A 21,488-nucleotide genomic window follows, 5' to 3' on the forward strand; every position below is an offset into this window, starting at 1 on the left:
TGTAATTTGTTATCAGCAATTTATAATTATGAGTTAGCTCTAGGGGGATTAAATTGAAAATCTTTTATTATAGCATAGATTTTTTTTGCAAGAGGTCTATTATATTTATTAATTTTTTCTTCAAATTCCTTAATTCTTTTTCCCCATGAATTATATTGATTGTTCTTGTACTCGTTAATTATTTTTTCCCATAAATCATATTCATTAGAATAAATATATATCTCAGACAAACGAGCAATTAATGTTTTTGTTAAGTTGAAGTTGTGGATACTAATACATAATTCTCCCTGAGATTGAAGACCTGGCTTGGTTAGATTAGATGACCCTATGATCGAAACACCTATCTGAATGTCAGCTTTTATCTTGTTCTGATTCCGACCTAAAAAACAATAGGCTTTGATATGAAAGTTATTCTTAGGGCATATAAACTGAACAGTTTTAGTCTTAAGTTGTTTTGATTTTTGTGATTCGATAAAATTTAATATTTTTTTAATATTTTCACTGCCATTAAAAAAGTTTTTGCTGCCGATGGCAATCACAACTTTCGCATCTTCTGTTAAAGAATCATCTGAGAGAATTTGTTTTACTTTTTTTACTCCCTCCTCATCAAAAAAAGCAGAAAAAATATAAATTTCACTCCAATAAAATTGTTTGGACTCTAATAAAATGTTGATTTTCTTTTCTAAGCTTTCTTCGTAATTCCACAAAAACTGGTAATTCATCGTAAATACTTCCAATTAATTGATATAAAACTTTCAGGCAAGATGTAAACCACAATTTGATTATCTTCCCTAAAACTGCGCGATCGCACCTAATAAAGTTGACTAAAAACATAATCAGCCAACTCAATCAAAGCCGACTTCGACTCCGACGGCGGGAACCCCATCAAAGGCATAGCCGCAGACTGAGCCGACTTAGCTGATAATTCCCGCGATCGCCCTCTGCTGGTTGGATGTTTGAAAGGTTACTCATGGGCTTAACAAGGGATAGAGAGGGAAGCACATTGAGAAATTATAACTGTTGCTGTTGAGCTTGAACCAATTTTTTGAATATTTGTGGCGAGTAATTCCTGTAGGGGCAATCCCCCCGTGGTTGCCCTGATCTTTCGGGCGGGCACGGGGGCACCGCCCCTACAGCAGGGACTAGAGTTTATGGGAGTTACGCACAGCAAAGAAACCGGGTTTTTCACTTAGTTAAAGGCTGGGCGTGCAGTATTTTAGTAAAAAAACCCGGTTTCTAATCACCCGTGTTTTAGTCATATTTTAGAAATGTTCCAGCAGATATTTCTCCTGTGCGTAAACCTTTCGCAGCGACTCCAGCCCGATCGCCCCCAACATCAATTTAACCACCCCAACCAACTCTCCCCACTCCAACAATTCAACAACAGAAACCGCCTCCCGAAATTTATCCCCATAGAAATCCACCCAAAAATCCGGCGCGTATCTCTCCTTCAGACTCGCCATCCGACGCTTCCAATAACCAAAATCTAAACCAGACGGCGATTCCACTCCCACCACCGGCGGAAAGTCCGCATAACTCACAAAACGACTCATCCCTTGGGCGTGCACGTAGAGGATGTGCGCCCAGCACTCGAAGCGATATATTTGTTCTATTTTGATTTTCAGCAGCCGCGCGATCGCCTCTTTGGTAACAAACCGGCTCAATCTGTGTCTGGGGGTTGATTTTGGTCGAAAGCTTGCTAACATAGTTGATACATCCCACTTAATGGGAATTGTAAATGGTTGATAAATCCCACTTGATGGGATTTGAACTTTGATAGGCGATCGTCTTTAAGTTTTGCAGACGTTGGGGCGATCGCTTTTTACGATATAATTATAATATACTAAATCTAGTGGTCTGTCAATGGGTTTAATTAGATTGCGGGTTAGAGAATTTGCTGGTGAGAAAGGCTGGACGATCAAAGAGGTTTCTGACCGATCGGGAGTCAACTACAGCACCCTCAGCACCTATTCGCGTTCTCCAGGAATGGCAATGGTTGATTTTACTTGTCTGCTCAAGTTGGCACGTACTTTTGACGTGATGGTGGAAGATTTGGTTGAGGTTGTCAAAGAGTAGGTCGATCGCCTTTTGTAGTATAGTTATGTGACTGATATTAGTCAGGTTTCAATAGCTTATGGGCTTAATTAGATTGCGGGTTAAAGAATTTGCTGCTGAGAAAGGCTGGACGATCAAAGAGGTTTCAGAGCGATCGGGCGTAGTCTACAGTACGCTCAGAACCTATGCCCGATCGCCCGGATTAGCAACAATTGATGTGACAGCCTTGGACAAATTGGCGAGGACTTTTGATGTGATGGTCGAAGATTTGTATGAGATTGTCCAAGATTAGCCGATCGCCTTTTGGAATAAAAATATCTTATGATGGTACACCATCATTTGTCAAGTATGGGTTTAGTCAGACTAAAAGTCAGAGAATTCGCTGCTGAGAAAGGTTGGACACTAAAAGAGGTTTCAGAGCGATCGGGAGTCATCTACAGCACCGTCAGACACTACGCCCGCTGTCCGGGGGTGTCAACTATTGACTTCATTTCCATACACAAATTGGCCCGCACCTTTGATGTGATGATCGAAGATTTGGTGGAAATTGTGCAGGAATAAAAGGCATATTTACATTCAAACAAAGCGTCTGAATTACTCCAGACGCGATCGGACTTTAATCAACTCAATATTGCTCGACAGTTGCCAACATCTGATTCACAGACTCACCTCGTTGCAGGGCTTCCCAATCAGAAGTAATCGGTTGGAAAGAACAGTAGCACAGCACAATTCGCAAGTCAGTATCAAAGGAAGAAAACTGGTGAACGCTAGTAACTATCCAATCTCCATCTTTCCCGTGAGTTACTCCATTACCGGAGTCAGAGAGATTGTCGTAGTCGCGGGTTCTGTCTCCAGGCTGGGGAAGAATTGGGTTTTCTTCCCAACTCCAGTTTTCCCACAGAATATCAGTTAAACCGCCCCTCGGCATAAGCTGGCGTTCTTCCCAACCGGGAGCACTCATGGTTTCGGCTTTATAGACAATCCAGATTTTTTTTGCCATCTTTCCTCCCTTTGCTTTAATCTTGGTAATCTTGCCATGTATCCTGAAACGAGGTTTGTTCTCCATCAAACACGCAGGCCACATCAGGAGGGCTGTTGCGGCTGACTCGGATTTCTTTTAACCGCCAGTTGTATTTTTCGCCCATCTTTTCACAGAGTTCGGGGTTTGTGACATAGTGGACGTTTTCTGGTTTTGGGTTCGGTAGGCGATCGCTCCTCACTTCACAATTCCCTTACAGTTTAAAAACTACAATGTTTTGCCCTGTATGCGATCGCTCCACTTCTGCACGCAGCAGCTATGTGTTGTTTGGGTTTTGACTGGCTGTTATTTTGGGTTGCTCAGCTTGATTGACGTATTCCTCCATAAATTCAAGCAAAACATCCCTCATATTTTTACCCTCCCTAGCGACGGCTGACTTAAATCGGTTCCGCAGATCGGGTGGCATTTCTACTCTAATAGCCACAGTCTTGTTTTCATCCATACAGGCTCAAGGCTTCACAACATATATATTTTGACATTTTATGAAGTTTGTCCAAAAACCAGCGTTTTGCATACAAGCGCATTAAAGCAACTATATGCTATACTGCATACTAATGCAATAGTGCAAGCGACCTGAGTTGCTCTGGTGTCGGCGCGAATCTCGCGCGCGCCAGAGGATCGCGCGCGCCATGTACAAACTATCGATCGCCTAAAATAGATTAATTCAGGCAAAGTCAATCATAGTGAGCGAGAAGCCAGGAGCGATCGCAATGACATTAAGTACCGCAAAATGGACAATAGACCACTACCATCGGATGATCGAAACAGGTATTTTGGACGATCGCCAAGTTGAATTACTAAATGGAGTAATAGTCGAAATGGTACCGGAGGGAACGGCGCATACTTATTTTAGCGATCGTTTTGCCAATCAATTGCGAGTCGCATTATCCACCAGAGCACAAATCCGCGAAGCCAGACCAATTACTCTGCCAAATAACTCGGAACCAGAACCAGATATTGCCGTTGTCCAACTCCTAAACGATGTCTACCTACAGCATCACCCCTATCCAGAGAATATTTTTTGGCTAATTGAATATTCTGATTCTAGTTTGACTAAAGACTTAGAGGAAAAAAGCAAGATTTACGCAGCAGCAGGCATTCCAGAATATTGGGTTGTTAACTTGCGCGATCGACTATTAATCGTATTCCGCTTCCCGGAAGGCGATTTTTACCAGCAGCGAAATACTTTTCAATCTGGAACCATTGAACCCCTGGCTTTTCCCGATCTTACCATCCATGTTTCTCAACTAATGAACAGATAAGTTATTGCCAAATATCCTATAATAAGGTTTCGTTACGGCAGTTTCTCTGGTAACGAAAGCCAAGCTTTGAGTTCCTCATCCAAAACATATTTATCGCTATTCGCGAGTGCTGCGATAACTTTTAACCGAGTTTTAAGCTGTCTTAACTCTCGAATTTCTTCAATAGGAAGCGTTTTCCAATTAGCAGCCTTTTGTTCCACATCTTCCCGCGAATCTTTGATGTTATCCCAAAACCACTGTAGAATTAAGTTTACATCCAGAACTGAATCGTTGGGAACTATTCCGTATTTTGCGATCGCCCCAGCCCGCAACATCATTGAAGAAATCTTCACAGACTCCCCACTACCCGGTTTTTTCTGTTCCGCCACTTCCGCTAGTCGATCGTAAATTGTAGTTGCTACTTCTGCCCAAGTGCGATCGAATAAACCCGCATTATTTTCACCTTTTCGAGCCTTCGCAGAGGAAACATCAGCTAACAACAGCCAGTTAAAGTCTTGCGGTGCGGTGGTTTGAGCCGAAAATGTATTTTTGACCCAAGCCAGTACGGATTCAGGATTTTGTTCGAGGAGGCGATCAATATTTTCGGGGGAAATTGAGTCATAATCAAATAGGCGATCGGCATGAACTAGCAGTTTATATTTGCATTCACAATCTGACTGGCAATTTTTTTAGCAGTTCATTAACAATAATTTGAGCGATCGGACTGTTTTGAGAAAGAGTTTGCAAGCGTTTTAAAACATCAAGACTCAGATCTAAATTTTCTTTGGCTGCATCAATCGATCTTAAAGAATCTGCCGCCGTGAGAGTAAGCTCATCATCCGGTGTCTCAAGCATTTCTAGCAACAACGGAATTGCTTGTTGAGAGTCAGCATCGGAAATAATTTCGGCACAGCGCAATTGCCATTCTTGGGAACGATTACACCAACACGATTTCAGTTGTTCCCAATCAGCAGGTGTCAGTTTTTGCACTTGTTCAATAGCATATATAACAGCATGATCTGACCAATTATCCGGCGAAAATTCTTGATTTAAATATTCATCTAGCTGTGCGAAACTCATCTGAGTAATATTGTGGAAGCTGGCATCGGAATCATAATTTTTACCAGTGCAGTGCTGTCCCCGCTCGCGATCGTCGTCGTGACTTCCGGGAGATTATCCCGGTGCGTCGCTATTGAATCGTTGTCAATAGCCAAAATAGTCACAGCGACGCACCCTACTTTAATTATAAAGCATTATATTATAGAGGCTGTGTAAGTCCCGATCGTCCAATTTGTTCCTATATTTACTAAAAAAATAGCGCCTGAGTTCCCCCAGACGCATACCATAAAATCTACAAATTGTCAACCCTAACTTAACCGTTTAAGGCTTCAGCACCGCCGGAAACTTCCAGAATTTCCTGGGTAATTGCCGCTTGCCGCGCCTTGTTATAAGTCAACGTCAAACTACGGATCAAATCGCTAGCATTCTCACTAGCATTATTCATCGCCGTCATCCGTGCAGCCAACTCGCTAGCAGCAGATTCTTGCAAAGCCCGCAGCAATTGGTTGTTCAAATACAAAGGCAAAAGTGCCTCCAGAATTTGCGCCGGATCTTGCTCGAAAATCATGTCGCGTGGCAAACTCTTCATAGGTGTACCAACTTTCTCCCGCGATACTTGAAACTGTCCGCCTTGCGATGTCAAGCGGAAGATTTCATCATCTGGAGTTTCCAAACCTTGAGGATCGAGGGGTAACAAGGTTTGAATTACTGGACGCGAACTAATTAGTGACACAAACTTGGTGTAAATTAGCTCAACTCTGTCCACAGTTCCCGACAGGAACAAAGACAGCAATTCGTCAGCAATTAGCGCTGCTTCCGGTGCTGTTGGGATTTGTTCTAAGTTAGTGTAAGTAGCATCGATCGGCTGTTCGCGACGTTGGAAATACTGAGTAGCTTTGCGTCCTACTAACACGAATTTGTAGTTTAAGCCTTCAGCTTTGATTTCCTTAGCGCGATTTTCGGCGTATCTAATGATGTTACCGTTGTAGCCACCGCACAAACCCCGATCGCCCGAAACAACCAAAATTCCCACTGTTCTGACTTCGCGTTTTTTCAGCAGCGGTAAATCCTGGCTTTCAAACTTCAAGCGTTCTGCCAAACCGTACAATACTTCTGCCAAGCGATCGGCAAAAGGACGAGTAGCAGTCACCTGTTCTTGAGCGCGGCGCACCTTAGCAGCAGCCACCAAGCGCATTGCTTCTGTAATCTTTTTAGTGTTCTTGACCGACTTAATGCGATCGCGAATAGTTTTCAGATTTGCCATAACTTTCTCCTTTTTCCTTAGCTTTTATTTCTGAGTTCTTAGTTCCCAGCCATCAGTTTTTAAGTTTAGCTACGGTAGAGACACGGCATTACGCATTGGAGTCAACTTAAGACCGAAACCACCTGTCTCTCTCGTTTTTTTTCAAAGTCTCGATCCCCCTAAATCCCCCTTAAGAAGGGGGACTTTGAACGATCTTGTCCCCCCCTTATTAAGGGGGGCTAGGGGGGATCTCCGGGTTTAAAACACGCCTAAGGGGGATCTGCGACTTAACTAATGACTAATCACTGATGACGGCAGGACTAATTACGCAGAAACCAAGAAAGTTTGCTTGTATTCTGTGATGCCTTCTTTCAGCAGCTTCTCAGCTTCATCAGTCAAAGCCTTACCGCCTTGAACGATTTCGCCGTACTTCGGCTTGCTAGTCCGCAAATAGTCGCGCAAACCAAGAGTAAACTTGGTTACTTTGTCTACATCGATGTCATCCATGTAGCCGTTAATACCGGCATAGATTACAGCAACTTGTTCGTTCATCGGCAGAGGAGAACTTTGCGCCTGTTTCAACAGTTCCCGCAAGCGTTGACCGCGGGCCAATTGATTTTGAGTAGCCTTATCCAAGTCAGAAGCAAACTGAGAAAATGCTGCCAGTTCTTCAAACTGCGCCAATTCCAATTTCACCTTACCGGCTACTTTTTTCATTGCCTTAGTTTGAGCCGCAGAACCTACCCGCGATACCGAAATACCGGGGTTTACTGCTGGACGCAAACCAGAGTTGAACAAGTCAGAAGAAAGGAAGATTTGACCGTCGGTAATCGAAATTACGTTGGTTGGAATGTAAGCAGAAACGTCGCCTGCTTGGGTTTCAATGATTGGCAAAGCTGTCATGCTGCCTTCGCCCAATTCGTCGCTCAATTTAGCAGCGCGTTCTAGCAAGCGAGAGTGCAGATAGAAAACGTCTCCAGGATATGCTTCGCGACCGGGAGGACGGCGTAGCAACAAGGACATTTGGCGGTAGGCCTGTGCTTGCTTGGAAAGGTCATCATAAATGACCAAAGTGTGCTTGCCTTTGTACATGAAATACTCAGCTAAGCTGGCGCCTGTGTAAGGTGCCAAATATTGCAGGGTTGCGGGGTCGCTAGCGTTGGCTGCTACGACGATTGTGTAGGCCATCGCGCCCTTTTCTTGCAGGACGTTGACGATGTTAGCTACGGTAGAAGCTTTTTGACCGATCGCCACATACACGCAAATTACATCTTCCGATTTTTGGTTGATGATTGTGTCGATCGCGATCGCAGTTTTACCTGTTTGGCGGTCTCCAATAATCAATTCCCGCTGTCCTCTTCCCACAGGAATCATCGCATCAATAGCGGTAATCCCTGTTTGCATCGGTTCGTAAACAGAACGGCGAGAAACGATACCAGGTGCCGGAGATTCAATCAAGCGAGACTCAGTAGTTTTGATTTCGCCTTTACCGTCGATTGGACGGGCCAAAGCATCAACTACGCGGCCCAACATTGCTTCACCAACGGGGACTTCAGCAATTCTGCCAGTAGCAGTAACTGCCGAACCTTCTTGAATGCCTAGGCCTTGGCCCATCAACACTGCACCGACGTTATCTTGTTCGAGGTTCAGTGCAATACCCACAGTGCCGTCGGCAAATTCTAGCAATTCGCCGGACATAGCTTTATCCAAGCCATAAATCCGGGCAATGCCGTCGCCTACTTGCAAAACAGTACCGACGTTAGAGACTTTTACATCTTGGTCGTACTGTTCAATTTGCTGGCGAATAATGCTGCTAATTTCGTCAGGTCTGATTGCTGCCATGTCAGTTATTATTTGTCAGTTGTCAGTTGTCGGTCAGTCGATTTTAGATTTTAGATTTTAGATTTTAGATTTACTCGCAGCATTGAATCTGGGAGTTTGAACTCTTAGTCTAAAATTTTGATCTTTCCACGACTTTAAGTCTAGTGCTTGTACCCATTTTTGGGCGGGTGGATGTTTTTGGCAAGAAAGAATTGAGATTTGGCAGTAAGTATTTGGGACTAACAACTCAAAAACAGAAATTCATTGATTTCTGCCTCCTGTTTAATTCTTCCCTTATTCTTTCTTCCTTCTTCCTTCTTCCTTCTTCCTTAAATCAGGAACTCAAGCGAATTCCGAGACGGCGCAATTGTCCCCGCAGGCTAGCATCAATTACTTGAGAGCCTACTTTAATTACCACACCGCCGATTAAATCTGCGTCTATTTTTGTTTCAATTTCTACGCTACGAGCGCTGGTCATCGCCTGCACTTTCTCGCGAACAGTCTGCTGTTGAGCGTCTGAAAGTGGGACTGCCGATGTAACTTCAGCCAATACTGTTTGGTTTAGTTCTCGGAGCTTTGCCAAGTATTGTTGGCCAATCCCTTCTAAAAAAAGAATTCTTCCTTTGTCTACTAAAAGCTTCAGAAAGTTGTGCATCAAGGGGCTCATTTCTTCACCCGCTATTTGCTTAATTACAGCTTTTTTAGTATCCGCTTTGATCAGCGGATTGGCTAAAAATTGACGTAATTCTTCCGAACCTTCTAGCAGGCTAAGCAAAGAACGAATGTCTTCGCCGAACTTTTCTGAGAGATTGCTGGACTGAGCCAGTGACATCAAGGCAGATGAGTAAGGCTGTAAGACTGCTGTGCTAACGATACTCACTTTTTAGCCTCCCAGTAACGCAATGCTGCGATCGATTAAGTGGTTTTGGGCGTTGTCGTCCAAGCGAGTTTTCAACTCACCTTCCACTTTTGCTAATGCCAAAGATACAACCGTCGATCTCAGTTGGGCGATCGCTCTTTCCCGCTCCGCTTCCAACTCTTGACCTGCTGTTGCTTTCATGCGTTCAACTTCCTGCGCCGCTTGAGCTAGAATTGCTTCTTTTGCTACGATCGCATTTGCTTCAGCAGCGGAGCGAATTCGTTCCGCTTCTGCTTGAGCCTGAGTCAATTTTTGCTGTTGTTCTGCTAAAGCTGCCGCTGCATCTTTTTGGCGAGTTTCTGCATCTTTAATCGCCTCTTCAATGGCGGAGCGTCTTTCGCCTAGGATATTTCCTAAGAAGCCGCGCCCGAAGTAAAACAGCAATCCAATAACAATGCTCAGGTTAATCAGGTTGGTTTCTAAAATATCGAAATTTAAACCGAAACCACCTTCTGTGCTAGCTTCTGTGGCTAGCAATAAAACAGTCCCCATGATTCTCTTCCATAATTGCGCGTGCAGGTTGGATGAACCGATTTAAGATTTGAGAATTCACCCAAAATCTAAAACTGTTCGATCGAGCTATTTGGCCAGTGCTGTGCCCAATAGCTTTTCAAGAATTTGTCGGCTCAGAGTATCTACCTCTAGTTCTAGCGAGCGCATTGCCTCTTGTTTTTGCTGCTCAATTTCTTGGCCTGCCTTTTCTCGCGAAACTTGAGCTTCTTTTTGAGCCTCAGCTACTTTTGCCGACGCGATTTTTTTGGCATCCGCTTGAGCCGTAGCAATTACTGCCTGAGACTGTTTGCGAGTTTCTCCCAGTTTTTGGTCGTATTCCTGCGCTAATTTCTGGGCTTTTGCCAAGCGTTCCTGAGCTGACACTTGAGTGGTACGAATGTATTCGTCCCGATCGTCCAGAACCTTAGTCATGGGCTTATAGAAAACCGCATTGAGGACTACCGTCAAAACTAGGAACTGCAATGCCATAAATGGCAAAGTTGCATCAAAATCAAACACTTTTAGTTCCTCCTTGTTTTTGGGGCGGAAAGACATCCGCCCCTTTTTTGCAATCCTTCAATATTAAGCGAAGGGATTAGCAAACAGCAGCACCAATGCAATAACGAGACCGTAGATGGTCAAGGATTCCATGAATGCTAAGCTCAGCAGGAGAGTGCCGCGAATTTTGCCTTCTGCTTCCGGCTGACGCGCAATACCTTCTACTGCTTGACCTGCGGCATTACCTTGACCGATACCAGGTCCAATCGCGCCTAAACCAATAGCTAGACCGGCGGCGATAACAGAAGCAGCAGCAATTGTCGGATTCATGATAAATTTCCTTAATCTTTGTGTACAGAGTTCAAGAGAGATGTTGGGTAATTGGTCATTAGTCATTAGTCATTAGACCGCTGGCTTTTGACTGTTCGCTATTCGCCTTTACCCAATTTTAGAGAGTTAATCGTGATGTTCGTCGCCGTGTCCTTCCAATGCTTCGTGAATGTAAGCTCCTGCCAAGGTGGCAAATACCAAAGCTTGAATCGCACTGGTAAACAGACCCAACATCATTACGGGCAAAGGTACGAACAGGGGAACTAATAACACCAACACCGCCACCACTAATTCATCCGCTAAGATGTTACCAAATAAACGGAAGCTCAGGGAAAGAGGTTTGGTGAAATCTTCTAAAATCGCGATCGGTAACAAAATTGGGGTCGGTTCGATGTACTTACTAAAGTAACCCAAACCCCGCTTACTGAAACCTGCATAAAAATATGCCAAAGAAGTCAGCAATGCGAGTGCTACCGTCGTGTTGATGTCATTAGTCGGAGCAGCTAGTTCGCCCGCTGGCAACTTAATTAGCTTCCAAGGAACTAAAGCGCCCGACCAATTCGATACAAAAATAAACAGGAACAATGTGCCAATAAATGGCAGCCAAGGACGGTACTCTTTCTCGCCGAGTTGATTTCTAGCCAAGTCTCGAACGAATTCTAAGGCGTACTCCATGAAATTTTGCATTCCGCTCGGAATTCTCTGCACATTGCGAGTTGCCGCGAGGGAAGCTATCAGGAGGAGAGCAATCACAATCCAGGAGGTAATAAATACCTGTCCGTGAACTTTGAGACTGCCTATGTGCCAGTAGAAATGCTTTCCTACTTCCAACTCAGCGAGGGGAAAAGCATTAAAGGCATTTAAGACATTTAGCATTTCCATTCACAAGAAGTTCACACAGTGGAGGGTTCACCGACTGCCTGACCCATTGGCAGGGTCGGTAACAAACAGGCTTTGCAGCATATAAAAGACGATCGCGCCCTTATACGTCAGAAATCCCAAAAATATGGGCAAAATCTGTAGCTCTTTCAACTGAGTTGATACTACAATCAACCCAATAAATACAGCTAACCTATTTTTGCTCAGACTCGTTTTTTGCGGGCCGATGCGTTCAACGTCTTTAGCCAACATTCTCAAGTAAACCACACCGGCGATCGCCCCAAGCATATAATTTAGGGCAATGTTGAGTGAATAAAAAATCCACACCGAGATAAAAATTATTCCCGTGAAAGCGAGAGTGACCACAAACAACTGTTGTTGAAGTTTGTAGAAATCTTGCATAGTGTCGGTGGACTCCGGTTCGGACGAACCTGTCTGAGAGATGTCCCCCGTTTCAGCGATGGATGCGCGAGATTGATCTGACAAGGTTACTTGACTTTTAAAGCAGTCGGTGTTAGTTGACTCCCACTACAATTAATTCGGTTGAAACCGTCTTGTAGCGACAAGTGTGACAAAAGCTACAGCTCGTACACTTCAGATCGAATAATACCACGCGCAGGTAACATAACTTAAAAAAAAATGAATTTTTTGATTGGTTTCTGAGAAAAGTCTGGCTGAGTTACCGAACCCAGGTAAGCGTGCCGAACCTTTCCGAAACCAGAAGCTAGAAGGGTTTTATGCAGACAGCCGGAGATTCTCTGAATATTTATCATGTTGTCGTTGTCGAGCGACTCGGAAATCTTTTTGGTCGATCGACATAATTCTACATCTCCCACCGCCCGATCGCACCAACTCACACTTTATATCGCCTGAAGCGCACAAAATCTTTCTTACTTAGTATAAAAAAACGGGAGCTTTTTGGCGAATATAAAGATTTGTAACAAAGCCCAACATTTTGCATAAAAATCGAGTTTTGCACCAGATAGGTCAATAGAACAACAAATTTAACATCGATCTCGGTGCTTACTGTGAAAACTCAAAACCTAATTACATCAACGCTAACAGCCTTTGTGGCAGCAGCAGGTTTCAGTGGCAGCGCGATCGCCGGTACGATTCGGCACGATCGATCCGACGCCCAGTACATAAACTTCGCCAACCAAAACCAATTTGCCAGCGTCGGCCGCCTCGACATGAGATTTGCTAACAACACGTTCACCCTTTGTTCGGGAACCCTGATCAGTGCCAACTGGGTACTAACCGCAGCGCACTGTTTTGAAAACGGTCAACAAAGTCTTGCTGGTGCAGGTTTTTCAATTGGCGGGCGCAGCTATTCAATCAATTTGGGACTTCAGAACGGAGGATGGGCCAGTAGCAACCGGAACGCGAGTGCAGGCGCTGACATAGGCTTGTATCGGCTCAGCAGTTCAATCTCGAACATTAATCCCGCCACCCTGTACTCCGGTACTAACGAAGATTTGCAAGTTGGCAGCTATGTCGGGTTCGGGAATACAGGCAATGGTTTAAGTGGCGCAAATACCACAAGCTTCGGCACAAAACGAGCTGGTCAGAATACGATCGGGCTGGGAAGTCGATTGGGTTATTCCAACGGGATACTCGTGTCGGACTTCGACGATCCTCGATCGGTCGATCCCTCACAGCCATTGACTCGCCCTCTCAACCTAGAATACCAATTAGCCCGGGGCGATAGCGGTGGAGCACTGTTCATCGGCGGACTCCTGGCCGGTGTCAACTCTTTTATTACCAGCCAGAACAACCAGAGGTTGGCTGACTACGGCGATATTTCTGCTACTACTCGCGTCTCGTCGCAATACAACTGGATTCGGAATGCCATCAGCGGATTAGCTGGAACAGGAGTGCTCAATAGCTTACCCAGAACTAGCTCGACCTTTGGCCCAACTACTCTCGCCGAGGTGTTACTTGATGAATCAGAGATTATCGGTGACTTGTCGCAACCACTGGAAATAGTACAGGATACTTGGGACAACTCCGAAGCAGTACCGGAACCGACAACAGTAGTCGGCGGATTGCTTTCCTTGGGGGGTTTTATTTTAGCCCGCCGCCGCCAAAAGTTAGCTCAAAAACAAGCTTGAAGCTAGGAGTAGGTGGACGCAGTTAAACGTAAAATCCGCGGCTAGAACCTGCTAGAAGCCGGACTTATTCAATAATTCCGGCTTCTCATGCAACGAGGTGAAATTCTCGAACAGCGGGGAGAAAGTTTTTATTCTCGTGGCTCGATCGACTAAGTTTGATTAAAGCAAACCGCTGTAGCGGCTGCAAACCGCTCCACTGGGCATCGGTAACAGTCAATCCGAGCTCTTGCGCTTTTGCTGTGACGGATTCTGGTATGGTTGCAGCATCCATCCACGGGGGATTTTGGTCGATAGCCAAATCAGTTCCAGATTTCCCAGTATGTTTGATTAATACTTGGTTTAGCTGTTCTCGATATTGGAGAATTTCTGGACTTGTCAAACAAGGAAGCTCTACAAGTGTTTGGCGTTCTGCTTGAGTAAAATGATTCCAATCTTGCAACTTGAGTTTGATGCCGCAAGTATCTAATTTGAGGCGCACTTGCATTGGGATGCAGCGCAGGGCTTCTACAAAATCGGCTTCAAATTTAAAGAATGTCATAGATATAGATTTACAAACTAGATTTTTTTTATTAACCGCAGAGGGCGCAGAGAGCGCAGAGTAAGAGAAGAGAGAGAAATCTATGCAGGTTTTTTGCTTAGGTGCATCTCATTTTTGCAAATATCTTCGTAGGGGCGAAGCATTCCGGCAGACGATTTATTAGCTATCGCCAGAGATTGACTACCGGAATGCTTCGCCCTTCCCAAATTGAGATGCACCCTTTTGCTTTCTATCAATAATTGCAGAAAATCGAGTCCGCATTTATAATTAAATAATATTACATAATATTGACATGAATCCCGTAGACTACCTTCGGATTAGTTTGATAGACCGCTGCAATTTCCGCTGTCTCTATTGTATGCCGGAAGGTAGCGAGTTGGACTATGTGTTGCAGCAGCAGTTGCTAACTCACTCGGAATTGCTAACTTTGCTGCGGGAAGTTTTCATACCTGTGGGATTTACTAAGTTTCGGTTGACTGGTGGGGAACCGCTGCTGCGCCCTGGGGTGGTGGAGTTGGTTGGGGCGATCGCTTCGATGCCGGAAACGCGAGATTTGTCAATGACAACTAACGGCTTTTTGCTGGCGGGAATGGCCCAAAATCTCTACAATGCTGGTTTGCGCCGGATTAATATTAGTTTGGATTCCCTGGAACCGGAGACTTTTGATAAGATAATTGGTAGTCGCGGGCGATCGCGCTGGATGCAAGTTTGGCAGGGAATTCAAGCGGCTTATGAAGCAGGATTCGATCCGCTGAAATTGAATGTGGTGGTGATTCCCGGTGTTAACGACGGCGAAATATTGGAGTTGGCAGAATTAACAATTAACCGGAATTGGCACGTTCGATTTATTGAGTTTATGCCGATCGGGAATGGCGATTTATTTGGCGATAAAGGTTGGGTAGCATCGGCAGAATTGCGGCAACAAATTAGCGATAAATATGGTTTAGCCGAGTCGGGAGTGCGGGGAAATGGGCCGGCGGATGTGTTTCAAATTCCGGGGGCGAAGGGTACTTTGGGGTTTATTAGTCAGATGTCTGAGTGTTTTTGCGATCGGTGCAATCGGATGCGTTTGTCGGCTGACGGGTGGCTGCGGCCTTGTCTGCTGAACGAAACGGGGCAAATTGACTTGAAAACGGCTCTGCGGAATGGGGTGTCTACGGGCGAATTGCGCGATCGAGTGCAGCAGATATTGGAGATTAAACCGGAGATTAATTTCAAACAGCGAGATTCGGGAACTACTCAAGGAAATTACAGCCGCACAATGTCTCAAATCGGCGGGTGAACTAAGCGACATAGAGCGCTGAAGAAATAAAATACTTAAGGCAATACTTGAGTATAATTGTCACAGTATTCGATTCTCAACAAACTCGATGACCATCAAGCCGATTCGGTGGGTTGGCCCTGCCCGCGAAGAAATCCAATCTCTTCCTGAAGAGGCCCGAAAAGAAGCCGGTTTTTCACTTTGGACTCTCCAGCAGGGCATACAACCACCAGACTTTAAACCGATGTCGATCGTAGGTAAAGGCGTTGAAGAAATTCGGATTCGGACAGAAAATGCCTATCGGGTTTTCTATATTGCTAGATTTGAAGAAGCTATTTATGTACTCCACGCCTTCCAAAAGAAAACTCAGAAAACAGCCCAGAAAAATATCGAAGTTGGGCAGAAACGCTACCAAGAGTTGTTACAAAATCGTTTAAACTCAAGAGAACCGGAACAATGAGCGAAAATACTATTACCCAAGCAGTCGATAATATCTTTCTAGACCTCGGATTCTCATCTGAAGAAGCTGATAACTTACTAATCCGATCGCAACTAATTCTCGCCCTGACTCATCAGATTAAAGAGCGCGGTTGGACTCTCGATCAAACGGCTCAACATCTCCAACAGTCCAACGATCGAATCAAAGCTCTAACTCAAGGTAAAATAGGGCAGTTTTCCGTTGACAGTCTGATTGCAATGCTCAATAAAGTAGGTATGACTGTCAAAGTCGAAATTTGCCCCAAGGTAGCTTAGGTGAAAATTATGCAATTTGGCGCATTCTACAACTAAAACTCTCCTCCCAAAACTTGTCCAGCCGTCAAGTTCAACTGCGGAAAAGTCGGCGATATCAGCGCTTGTTCCCCTTGAAAAATCCCAACTTCGACATACTCACCTGATTCTAGTCGTAGTACCGCTACTATCTCCTCTTGAGGGTCAACAATCCAATATTCAGGGATACCCCGCGCTGCATATTGAGCTCGTTTACTAATGTAATCGCGATCGCGCCCAACTCTACCTGGACTAACAACCTCGACAACCAACTGAGGAGGTGGCATAGTTTCGGTGATGGTTAGCCTGGTTGCTGTCAGCAAGATGTGTTCGGGGCGCAAAACCACTAAGTCGGGGTAGCGGTTAGCTGCGTCGCCCTCCCGCAGGATCGGAACTTGGATTTCGCACAGGTGAAGTTTGATACACCGCCAAGGGATGCCAGTATTAACAAGCACTAAAAACAGATAGCTGACAATGGCGTTGTTGGGTTCGGATTCTGGCGGCAATGTTACTAAGTCTCCGTTAATTAGTTCATAGCGGTTGTCGGTGTCGTCCTCGTAGGCGAGGTATTCTTCAAAGGTAAGTTTTGACTGGTGGACTTGTATCATCTTTTGCCTTCCAGGATTGCTAAAGTTTTTAAGGCCATGCTTAAGTATAATTGTGACATTATTCGATTCTAACTCAAGGTAAAATTGAGCTATTTTCCGTATCTTCATTTCCTGTCAAATTAATCGGGCCAAAATCATCAGGAACCTCATCAAAAGATTGAATCTGCAATAGGCGCATCATCAGTTTCCACTGACGGGGTGTTGGTTTTGCTTCCGTTTCACCCGAAATCCAACGCTGGTAAGTACGCAGCGGAATCCCGCAATGCACGGCAAATTCAGCCTGAGATAGCTTTGTTCGCTCAATTCTCAAAGCCTCGATCGGCGATGCGCTCTCTTGTGGTCTTGTATCTTTTTTCGTCAAATATTGGCGCGTCATATTGACGTATTCTCCGAAATAACTCTATCATATCGGGTACGCCTTGGCGCAGTGCTCGAATCACTACACCAAAGCGATTCCCCCAATGTTGTCAACTCAACACTCGGAGTAATATCAATAATGCCAAAAAAACCAACTTGGTTGCGTTATGACCCAGATGAGGATATTTCCCGTCACGCAGCCGCCGATGATGAATGCTGCTACGAAATGGAGGCTAAATATGGATGGACACTCAAGAGGATAGAAAAACTTCAGGGTGACACCTTGAGGGCCGATTGCGTGTTCGAGGGTAAGACAGAATTTCCTCAGCCGTTTCACGAACAGGAAGATGACGACGATGCGTAAATACATTGTTTTTAGAGCCGAAGGGCGGCAACCGGGATGGGAAGATAGAATGCTATCTCACACTCATTCTCTGACTCGCATTCTTGCTGAATACTTTGATTCGTCCGATCGCCCGATCCCGCAACCAGGATACAGGCCAACTGAGTTTGTCAGGGTTGAAGCCGAACACGAACCAAATTTCCACGGTTGGAGTACCCATTACAAAACCGGAGATTGGGAAGTTGCGAGAGTGGAAACCTACACCTCTGATACTGAAGGTAGTTCGAGCGAATTCGGCACTGAAGGTAGTTCGAGCGAATTCGGCATGGTAGTTATCTGCTATTGTCGCTACAATCCGATCGGCTCACAGCTCAAACCAATGCCCGATCGCGAGGTGTCGATAGATAGTTTCGGTGGAGACAGGGTAGCCTACGAAACTTGGTTAGAATCTCAAAAAGATCGGCAACCTGCTGAAGTATAGTTAGGTAAATAGAAGAGCGATCGCTCACTCTTTGATTGACCAATTTCAGTCAAGGAATCTCGCCCTTCCACCAACCAATCTAACTGAAGGGCGATGATTGATTTTCAATTTGGGATTGGCGATTCGGTATGTCGGGCGATCGCTACGCACCTGATGGTGCTAACTAACAGTAGATACATTATTTCTGCGCTACAGCATACAAAACATTTACATCTAGTGCAGAAACTTCATTTGTCCGCAGAAATTGCAGATTTACTTGTCGCACGCGTTCCCTGGTAGCTGGATCGAGTTGGTCGATCGTACCCCGGAATCCTGCACCTAAAACTATTGTCCACCAATCCTCTGGAGAAGTCAGTTGGTGAGTGCCAACTTCTTCAAAAACTTTTACGTTTGTTGCACCACCTGATTCTAGTAGTGCTTGCAGCGAAGCAGAATTATTAATCCGATCCCACGGCGTAAATTTCCGATATAAATCTGGTCGTTCAGCCTCAATTGTACTCCAAAACATTTGATTGGCAGGTTCAAATACCTTTTCCCCCCAAGAGGTAATTGCGAGTTTCCCGCCTGGGCGAAGCATACGCCAAAGTTCTTGAACTGCTGCTAGCATATCTGGAACAAAGAAAATCCCGAAAACACAAACAATTGCATCAAAACTGGCCCTGGGGAAACCTAGATTTTCAAAATCGCCATATCGAAACTCAATATTTTCAAGCCCTTGTTGTTGTGACTTGTGACGTGCCAGTGCTAGAAGTGATTCGGCCAAATCTATTCCCAACACTTGTCCGTTAGCGCCTGCACATATGCCTGCTGGAATCGCAGAAGCGCCACTTCCGCAACAAACATCCAAAATGCGATCGCCCGGACGCAGCGAGAGTCGATCGATTGTTTGCTGTCCAAAGCGATTCCAGAAAGATAAAGCTGGAGCGTCAAAGCGATCGGATGCTGCATTAAAAACATTTTCTATTTTGGCGATCGTCTCTTGTTTGTTAAGCATTGATTAAACTGCTCCTTATTTTCAAGACTTGATTCTGTTTTCAGGATTTAATATATGTTGTCACATTCTGATAAGCTGTCGCGCATTTAAATTGCATATTCGGGACGCTGCTCAGAGCAACGTCCCACAATACTTTGATTATTTCTTGACATACATTTTAAATACAGAACAGCTTAGTAAACCAATTCTAGCATAACTTATTTTAGGAATGAGAATTAAATAACTTACAATTTTAATTATTGTGGGATGGGCGTCCCGCCCATCCCACTTTTAAGAGTGTAAGTTATTTAATTTTCGTTTCTTAGTAGCTGTAGGGTGCGTCGCCGTCGAAAATTTCTAAGAAAATAGCGACCATCTCTGAGTGACATACCTCACATAATCGTTAAAAACGATAACATTTTTTGGACGACAATATATTTGAGAAATTGTACTATTTTATCTTGGATATTACCTGAAGTTAATAACTGAAATTAGTGAGGTGCGTCAGTTCGGAAATTGTCGATTTTTAGCGGAAATTATCCAAGCTGACGCACCCTACGACTTAACGGTGTGTCAGTTCGGAAATTGTCAATTTTTAGCGGAAATTATCCAAGCTGACGCACCCTACGACTTAACTGGATTCTTTAATGGAGTAAGATGAAATGAACCGCGAAGACACGAAGGACACGAAGGAAGAGAAAGAAGAAGATGCAGTTCTTGCTTCGCGCTCTTCGCGTCTTCGCGGTTCGTTCAAATAATTAAAAAGCGCTATTAATTCGGTGTTAGCAAAATAAGCTGTTTTGATAAGATCGATCGCACTTCATCCAATCCCATCTCCACATCCGCCAAAATCTCCCCTATGCTTTTGCCAGACGGGCTTCCCTCTTTCTCCCCCCCTTGGTAAGGGCTTCCCTCTTTCTCCCCCCCTTGGCAAGGGGGGGCTGGGGGGGGTAAACAACCTTGCAAAAACTCAAATTCAGCACTTGACAAATTGACCAATTGGTAGTTGCAATCAAACACTTGTTGACTCGGCCAACCGTGCATACAACCACTCAACTCTGGAATTGCCGCCAAAAGTGCCTTATCGTCCGACCAATCAATCTTATTAACAGGCTTTTTGCCCAAGAAAAACTCGTAATGAGTGATTTCCGTATCCAACAATTCAATTAATCGATAAAGCTCCCGTTCCGTCAAACCCTGAGCTCTTTCCATCAACTCCGGTGCTTTACCCAAAAGTCTTTCTAATTGCCAATATCCCGGATTTGAAAAACCGATAAATTCCAATCCAGAAGCGTCAATTAACTCGAATAATGTGTCGATGTTGTAGTCAACTTCCTGCGGGTGAACGTACATATCTGCAAAACATTCGTCTCGCTGATTTTCTCCCGCCCAACGCTGTTTTTCGTACTTGACAAGGCGGTTGGTTTCTGGTAAGGAAGCAAAGATTTCACGACCGACTTTCACACCATCGGGATAGTCGCCTTTTTGAGTTCCTTGGAGAAGTGCGATCGCCCTTTGCATCAATTGAATTTCCCAACGGCCCAATTCAGCATACACAAAAATGTGCATCAATCCACCAGGAGCCAACTTCGCCGCCAGTGCTTGAATGCCACGAATCGGATCGGGCAAATGATGCAACACGCCCACGCAATTGATCAAATCGAACTCGCCTTCGAGTCGATCGGCATCGTACAGGCTGAGGTGCCGAAAATCTGCTTCTCGCGCGCCCGTTAGCGAAGCCCTCGAAGAGGATCGCCTACAACGTTCTTGTGCTACCTTCAAAGCACCGGAACTAAGGTCGATCGCCGTTACCGACGCTTCTGGGTTAAGGTGAATCAGATAATCCGTACTCGAACCCGTGCCACAGCCAGCATCTAAAATTCGGATATCGAGTTTTTGGGGCTTTTGACCGGTGCAAAAATTGTAAGCATCAGGCCAACTCCAGCGCCAGTTGTAGCCCGGGGGCGGTTCGTCGGACAAAGGATCGGGCGGAAAAGGGAAAGTATCGTAAAGCCGACGAACCGCAGCACTGATATCGGGTGAAGTTTCCATAGATTAGGGAAGAGTTTTAAGTGTTGAGTTGGGCTTCGGGATGGGATTGGACTGACGGCTGACAACTGCCTACTGACAACTGCCTACTGACAACTGCCTACTGACAGCTTCCGCGTAATAAAACTTATCATTTTTTCTCATATAAGCTCTCTTAAATCTATACAATAAATCTCGGCAGGCTTTTTAACAAACGAGGACTGTCAATCACCCAATGCTGAGCTTTCGGGTAAGGCAGCGGCGTCTTTCGGCAGAAAGTAAAAAGCCCAGAAAAAGGCAGAAGAAAATTTTGGATTTTCTTTTTCCTGAATTGAGGGCACTTGCTGCTATCCGCTAAACACTGGACAAAAGTGGACGAGATAGCCAGTCTAAGTCTTTAACTAGGCTACGTTAGTAAGGTCACGACACCTACGAGTGCTTTCC

31 protein-coding genes are annotated in these 21,488 nt (G+C 44.9%); 11 read left to right on the forward strand and 20 right to left on the reverse strand.

What is annotated here, in order from left to right; all coding sequences use genetic code 11:
* Window positions 1-26 precede the first annotated feature (26 nt).
* Together JGK11_RS25175 and JGK11_RS25180 are read right to left on the reverse strand one after the other, a co-directional pair.
* The gene (locus JGK11_RS25175) at window positions 27-722 is read right to left on the reverse strand and encodes a phospholipase D-like domain-containing protein (protein WP_293213289.1); all 696 of its coding nucleotides are present in this window, start codon (window positions 720-722) and stop codon (window positions 27-29) included.
* A gap of 540 nt (window positions 723-1,262) precedes the next feature.
* The gene (locus tag JGK11_RS25180; RefSeq protein ID WP_293213291.1) at window positions 1,263-1,706 is read right to left on the reverse strand and encodes a hypothetical protein; all 444 of its coding nucleotides are present in this window, start codon (window positions 1,704-1,706) and stop codon (window positions 1,263-1,265) included.
* A 157-nt stretch (window positions 1,707-1,863) separates the two neighbouring features.
* Here JGK11_RS25180 and JGK11_RS25185 point away from each other — a divergent pair, with 157 nt between their 5' ends.
* Genes JGK11_RS25185 through JGK11_RS25195 form a run of 3 tightly spaced genes read left to right on the forward strand, consistent with a single transcriptional unit; the run spans window position 1,864 to window position 2,616 of the window.
* The gene (locus JGK11_RS25185; RefSeq protein ID WP_106149040.1) at window positions 1,864-2,076 is read left to right on the forward strand and encodes a helix-turn-helix transcriptional regulator; all 213 of its coding nucleotides are present in this window, start codon (window positions 1,864-1,866) and stop codon (window positions 2,074-2,076) included.
* 58 nt (window positions 2,077-2,134) lie between these two features.
* On the forward strand, window positions 2,135-2,347 hold the full coding sequence (locus JGK11_RS25190) for a helix-turn-helix transcriptional regulator (RefSeq protein ID WP_293154889.1): 213 nt from the start codon (window positions 2,135-2,137) through the stop codon (window positions 2,345-2,347).
* A gap of 56 nt (window positions 2,348-2,403) precedes the next feature.
* Entirely contained in the window at window positions 2,404-2,616 is a 213-nt protein-coding gene (locus JGK11_RS25195; RefSeq protein ID WP_106149042.1) for a helix-turn-helix transcriptional regulator, read from the forward strand.
* Window positions 2,617-2,680: 64 nt separating this feature from the next.
* Here the strand turns inward: JGK11_RS25195 and JGK11_RS25200 are convergent, their stop codons facing one another.
* The 3 genes from JGK11_RS25200 to JGK11_RS25210 all read right to left on the reverse strand — a co-directional run bounded on the left by JGK11_RS25200 (window position 2,681) and on the right by JGK11_RS25210 (window position 3,536).
* Entirely contained in the window at window positions 2,681-3,055 is a 375-nt protein-coding gene (locus tag JGK11_RS25200) for a hypothetical protein (RefSeq protein WP_293197045.1), read from the reverse strand.
* Between the two features lie 16 nt (window positions 3,056-3,071).
* Window positions 3,072-3,275 carry a hypothetical protein gene (locus tag JGK11_RS25205; protein ID WP_293180368.1) on the reverse strand — a complete coding sequence of 68 codons (204 nt, stop codon included), beginning with the start codon at window positions 3,273-3,275 and terminating at the stop codon, window positions 3,072-3,074.
* A gap of 75 nt (window positions 3,276-3,350) precedes the next feature.
* Window positions 3,351-3,536 carry a hypothetical protein gene (locus JGK11_RS25210; RefSeq protein WP_293197044.1) on the reverse strand — a complete coding sequence of 62 codons (186 nt, stop codon included), beginning with the start codon at window positions 3,534-3,536 and terminating at the stop codon, window positions 3,351-3,353.
* Between the two features lie 268 nt (window positions 3,537-3,804).
* Between JGK11_RS25210 and JGK11_RS25215 the strand changes: the two genes are divergently transcribed.
* Window positions 3,805-4,356 carry a Uma2 family endonuclease gene (locus JGK11_RS25215; protein WP_293197050.1) on the forward strand — a complete coding sequence of 184 codons (552 nt, stop codon included), beginning with the start codon at window positions 3,805-3,807 and terminating at the stop codon, window positions 4,354-4,356.
* 32 nt (window positions 4,357-4,388) lie between these two features.
* Here JGK11_RS25215 and JGK11_RS25220 read toward each other — a convergent pair whose 3' ends face one another.
* From JGK11_RS25220 to JGK11_RS25265, 10 genes are all read right to left on the reverse strand, one after another.
* Window positions 4,389-4,835 (reverse strand): hypothetical protein, encoded by a 447-nt coding sequence (locus JGK11_RS25220; RefSeq protein ID WP_293213293.1) that lies wholly within the window; start codon window positions 4,833-4,835, stop codon window positions 4,389-4,391.
* A 166-nt stretch (window positions 4,836-5,001) separates the two neighbouring features.
* Window positions 5,002-5,415: a hypothetical protein gene (locus tag JGK11_RS25225; RefSeq protein WP_293213295.1), complete on the reverse strand. Its 414-nt coding sequence runs from the start codon at window positions 5,413-5,415 to the stop codon at window positions 5,002-5,004.
* A gap of 292 nt (window positions 5,416-5,707) precedes the next feature.
* Window positions 5,708-6,658 carry a F0F1 ATP synthase subunit gamma gene (locus JGK11_RS25230; protein WP_293180380.1) on the reverse strand — a complete coding sequence of 317 codons (951 nt, stop codon included), beginning with the start codon at window positions 6,656-6,658 and terminating at the stop codon, window positions 5,708-5,710.
* A 303-nt stretch (window positions 6,659-6,961) separates the two neighbouring features.
* The gene (gene atpA / locus JGK11_RS25235) at window positions 6,962-8,479 is read right to left on the reverse strand and encodes a F0F1 ATP synthase subunit alpha (protein ID WP_293180383.1); all 1,518 of its coding nucleotides are present in this window, start codon (window positions 8,477-8,479) and stop codon (window positions 6,962-6,964) included.
* A gap of 313 nt (window positions 8,480-8,792) precedes the next feature.
* Window positions 8,793-9,338 (reverse strand): ATP synthase F1 subunit delta, encoded by a 546-nt coding sequence (gene atpH / locus JGK11_RS25240; RefSeq protein WP_293180386.1) that lies wholly within the window; start codon window positions 9,336-9,338, stop codon window positions 8,793-8,795.
* A 3-nt stretch (window positions 9,339-9,341) separates the two neighbouring features.
* Entirely contained in the window at window positions 9,342-9,869 is a 528-nt protein-coding gene (locus JGK11_RS25245; RefSeq protein ID WP_293180389.1) for a F0F1 ATP synthase subunit B, read from the reverse strand.
* An 87-nt stretch (window positions 9,870-9,956) separates the two neighbouring features.
* The gene (locus tag JGK11_RS25250) at window positions 9,957-10,424 is read right to left on the reverse strand and encodes a F0F1 ATP synthase subunit B' (protein ID WP_293180392.1); all 468 of its coding nucleotides are present in this window, start codon (window positions 10,422-10,424) and stop codon (window positions 9,957-9,959) included.
* A gap of 27 nt (window positions 10,425-10,451) precedes the next feature.
* Window positions 10,452-10,697: an ATP synthase F0 subunit C gene (atpE, locus tag JGK11_RS25255; protein ID WP_193972048.1), complete on the reverse strand. Its 246-nt coding sequence runs from the start codon at window positions 10,695-10,697 to the stop codon at window positions 10,452-10,454.
* A 126-nt stretch (window positions 10,698-10,823) separates the two neighbouring features.
* Window positions 10,824-11,579 carry a F0F1 ATP synthase subunit A gene (gene atpB / locus JGK11_RS25260; protein ID WP_293154916.1) on the reverse strand — a complete coding sequence of 252 codons (756 nt, stop codon included), beginning with the start codon at window positions 11,577-11,579 and terminating at the stop codon, window positions 10,824-10,826.
* A 27-nt stretch (window positions 11,580-11,606) separates the two neighbouring features.
* On the reverse strand, window positions 11,607-11,978 hold the full coding sequence (locus JGK11_RS25265) for an ATP synthase subunit I (protein ID WP_293180536.1): 372 nt from the start codon (window positions 11,976-11,978) through the stop codon (window positions 11,607-11,609).
* Window positions 11,979-12,604: 626 nt separating this feature from the next.
* Here JGK11_RS25265 and JGK11_RS25270 point away from each other — a divergent pair.
* A complete protein-coding gene (locus JGK11_RS25270) occupies window positions 12,605-13,687 on the forward strand; it encodes a trypsin-like serine protease (RefSeq protein ID WP_293213297.1) in 1,083 nt (360 codons plus the stop codon).
* An 85-nt stretch (window positions 13,688-13,772) separates the two neighbouring features.
* Here JGK11_RS25270 and JGK11_RS25275 read toward each other — a convergent pair whose 3' ends face one another.
* On the reverse strand, window positions 13,773-14,225 hold the full coding sequence (locus JGK11_RS25275) for a nitrate reductase associated protein (protein WP_293213299.1): 453 nt from the start codon (window positions 14,223-14,225) through the stop codon (window positions 13,773-13,775).
* 292 nt (window positions 14,226-14,517) lie between these two features.
* On the opposite strand from JGK11_RS25275, the gene moaA reads away from it, so the two are divergent.
* The 3 genes from moaA (at window position 14,518) to JGK11_RS25290 (ending at window position 16,239) form a co-directional block, all read left to right on the forward strand.
* Window positions 14,518-15,507: a GTP 3',8-cyclase MoaA gene (moaA, locus tag JGK11_RS25280; RefSeq protein WP_293213301.1), complete on the forward strand. Its 990-nt coding sequence runs from the start codon at window positions 14,518-14,520 to the stop codon at window positions 15,505-15,507.
* Window positions 15,508-15,595: 88 nt separating this feature from the next.
* Complete coding sequence (locus JGK11_RS25285) at window positions 15,596-15,946, forward strand: type II toxin-antitoxin system RelE/ParE family toxin (RefSeq protein ID WP_293190979.1); 351 nt, start codon at window positions 15,596-15,598, stop codon at window positions 15,944-15,946.
* The gene (locus JGK11_RS25290; RefSeq protein WP_242717105.1) at window positions 15,943-16,239 is read left to right on the forward strand and encodes an XRE family transcriptional regulator; all 297 of its coding nucleotides are present in this window, start codon (window positions 15,943-15,945) and stop codon (window positions 16,237-16,239) included. Before JGK11_RS25285 ends, JGK11_RS25290 begins: the two co-directional genes overlap by 4 nt.
* 32 nt (window positions 16,240-16,271) lie before the next feature.
* On the opposite strand, the gene JGK11_RS25295 is transcribed toward JGK11_RS25290, so the two are convergent.
* Together JGK11_RS25295 and JGK11_RS25300 are read right to left on the reverse strand one after the other, a co-directional pair.
* Window positions 16,272-16,862 (reverse strand): Uma2 family endonuclease, encoded by a 591-nt coding sequence (locus tag JGK11_RS25295; protein WP_293213303.1) that lies wholly within the window; start codon window positions 16,860-16,862, stop codon window positions 16,272-16,274.
* Window positions 16,863-16,935: 73 nt separating this feature from the next.
* Window positions 16,936-17,238 carry a helix-turn-helix domain-containing protein gene (locus tag JGK11_RS25300; protein ID WP_293180413.1) on the reverse strand — a complete coding sequence of 101 codons (303 nt, stop codon included), beginning with the start codon at window positions 17,236-17,238 and terminating at the stop codon, window positions 16,936-16,938.
* A 120-nt stretch (window positions 17,239-17,358) separates the two neighbouring features.
* Between JGK11_RS25300 and JGK11_RS25305 the strand changes: the two genes are divergently transcribed.
* Complete coding sequence (locus JGK11_RS25305) at window positions 17,359-17,583, forward strand: hypothetical protein (protein WP_293180416.1); 225 nt, start codon at window positions 17,359-17,361, stop codon at window positions 17,581-17,583.
* Complete coding sequence (locus tag JGK11_RS25310; RefSeq protein ID WP_293180419.1) at window positions 17,576-18,043, forward strand: hypothetical protein; 468 nt, start codon at window positions 17,576-17,578, stop codon at window positions 18,041-18,043. The genes JGK11_RS25305 and JGK11_RS25310 overlap by 8 nt, the downstream gene beginning before the upstream one ends.
* 178 nt (window positions 18,044-18,221) lie before the next feature.
* On the opposite strand, the gene JGK11_RS25315 is transcribed toward JGK11_RS25310, so the two are convergent.
* A complete protein-coding gene (locus JGK11_RS25315) occupies window positions 18,222-19,037 on the reverse strand; it encodes a class I SAM-dependent methyltransferase (protein WP_293213305.1) in 816 nt (271 codons plus the stop codon).
* A gap of 478 nt (window positions 19,038-19,515) precedes the next feature.
* On the opposite strand from JGK11_RS25315, the gene JGK11_RS25320 reads away from it, so the two are divergent.
* Window positions 19,516-19,677, forward strand: a complete 162-nt coding sequence (locus JGK11_RS25320) for a hypothetical protein (protein WP_293190977.1) — start codon at window positions 19,516-19,518, stop codon at window positions 19,675-19,677.
* A 110-nt stretch (window positions 19,678-19,787) separates the two neighbouring features.
* Here the strand turns inward: JGK11_RS25320 and JGK11_RS25325 are convergent, their stop codons facing one another.
* Window positions 19,788-21,068 (reverse strand): class I SAM-dependent methyltransferase, encoded by a 1,281-nt coding sequence (locus tag JGK11_RS25325; protein ID WP_293213307.1) that lies wholly within the window; start codon window positions 21,066-21,068, stop codon window positions 19,788-19,790.
* Window positions 21,069-21,488: the final 420 nt, after the last annotated feature.

The organism is Microcoleus sp. PH2017_34_RAT_O_A (genome assembly GCF_020737885.1).
Classification (GTDB): Bacteria; Cyanobacteriota; Cyanobacteriia; order Cyanobacteriales; family Microcoleaceae; genus Microcoleus.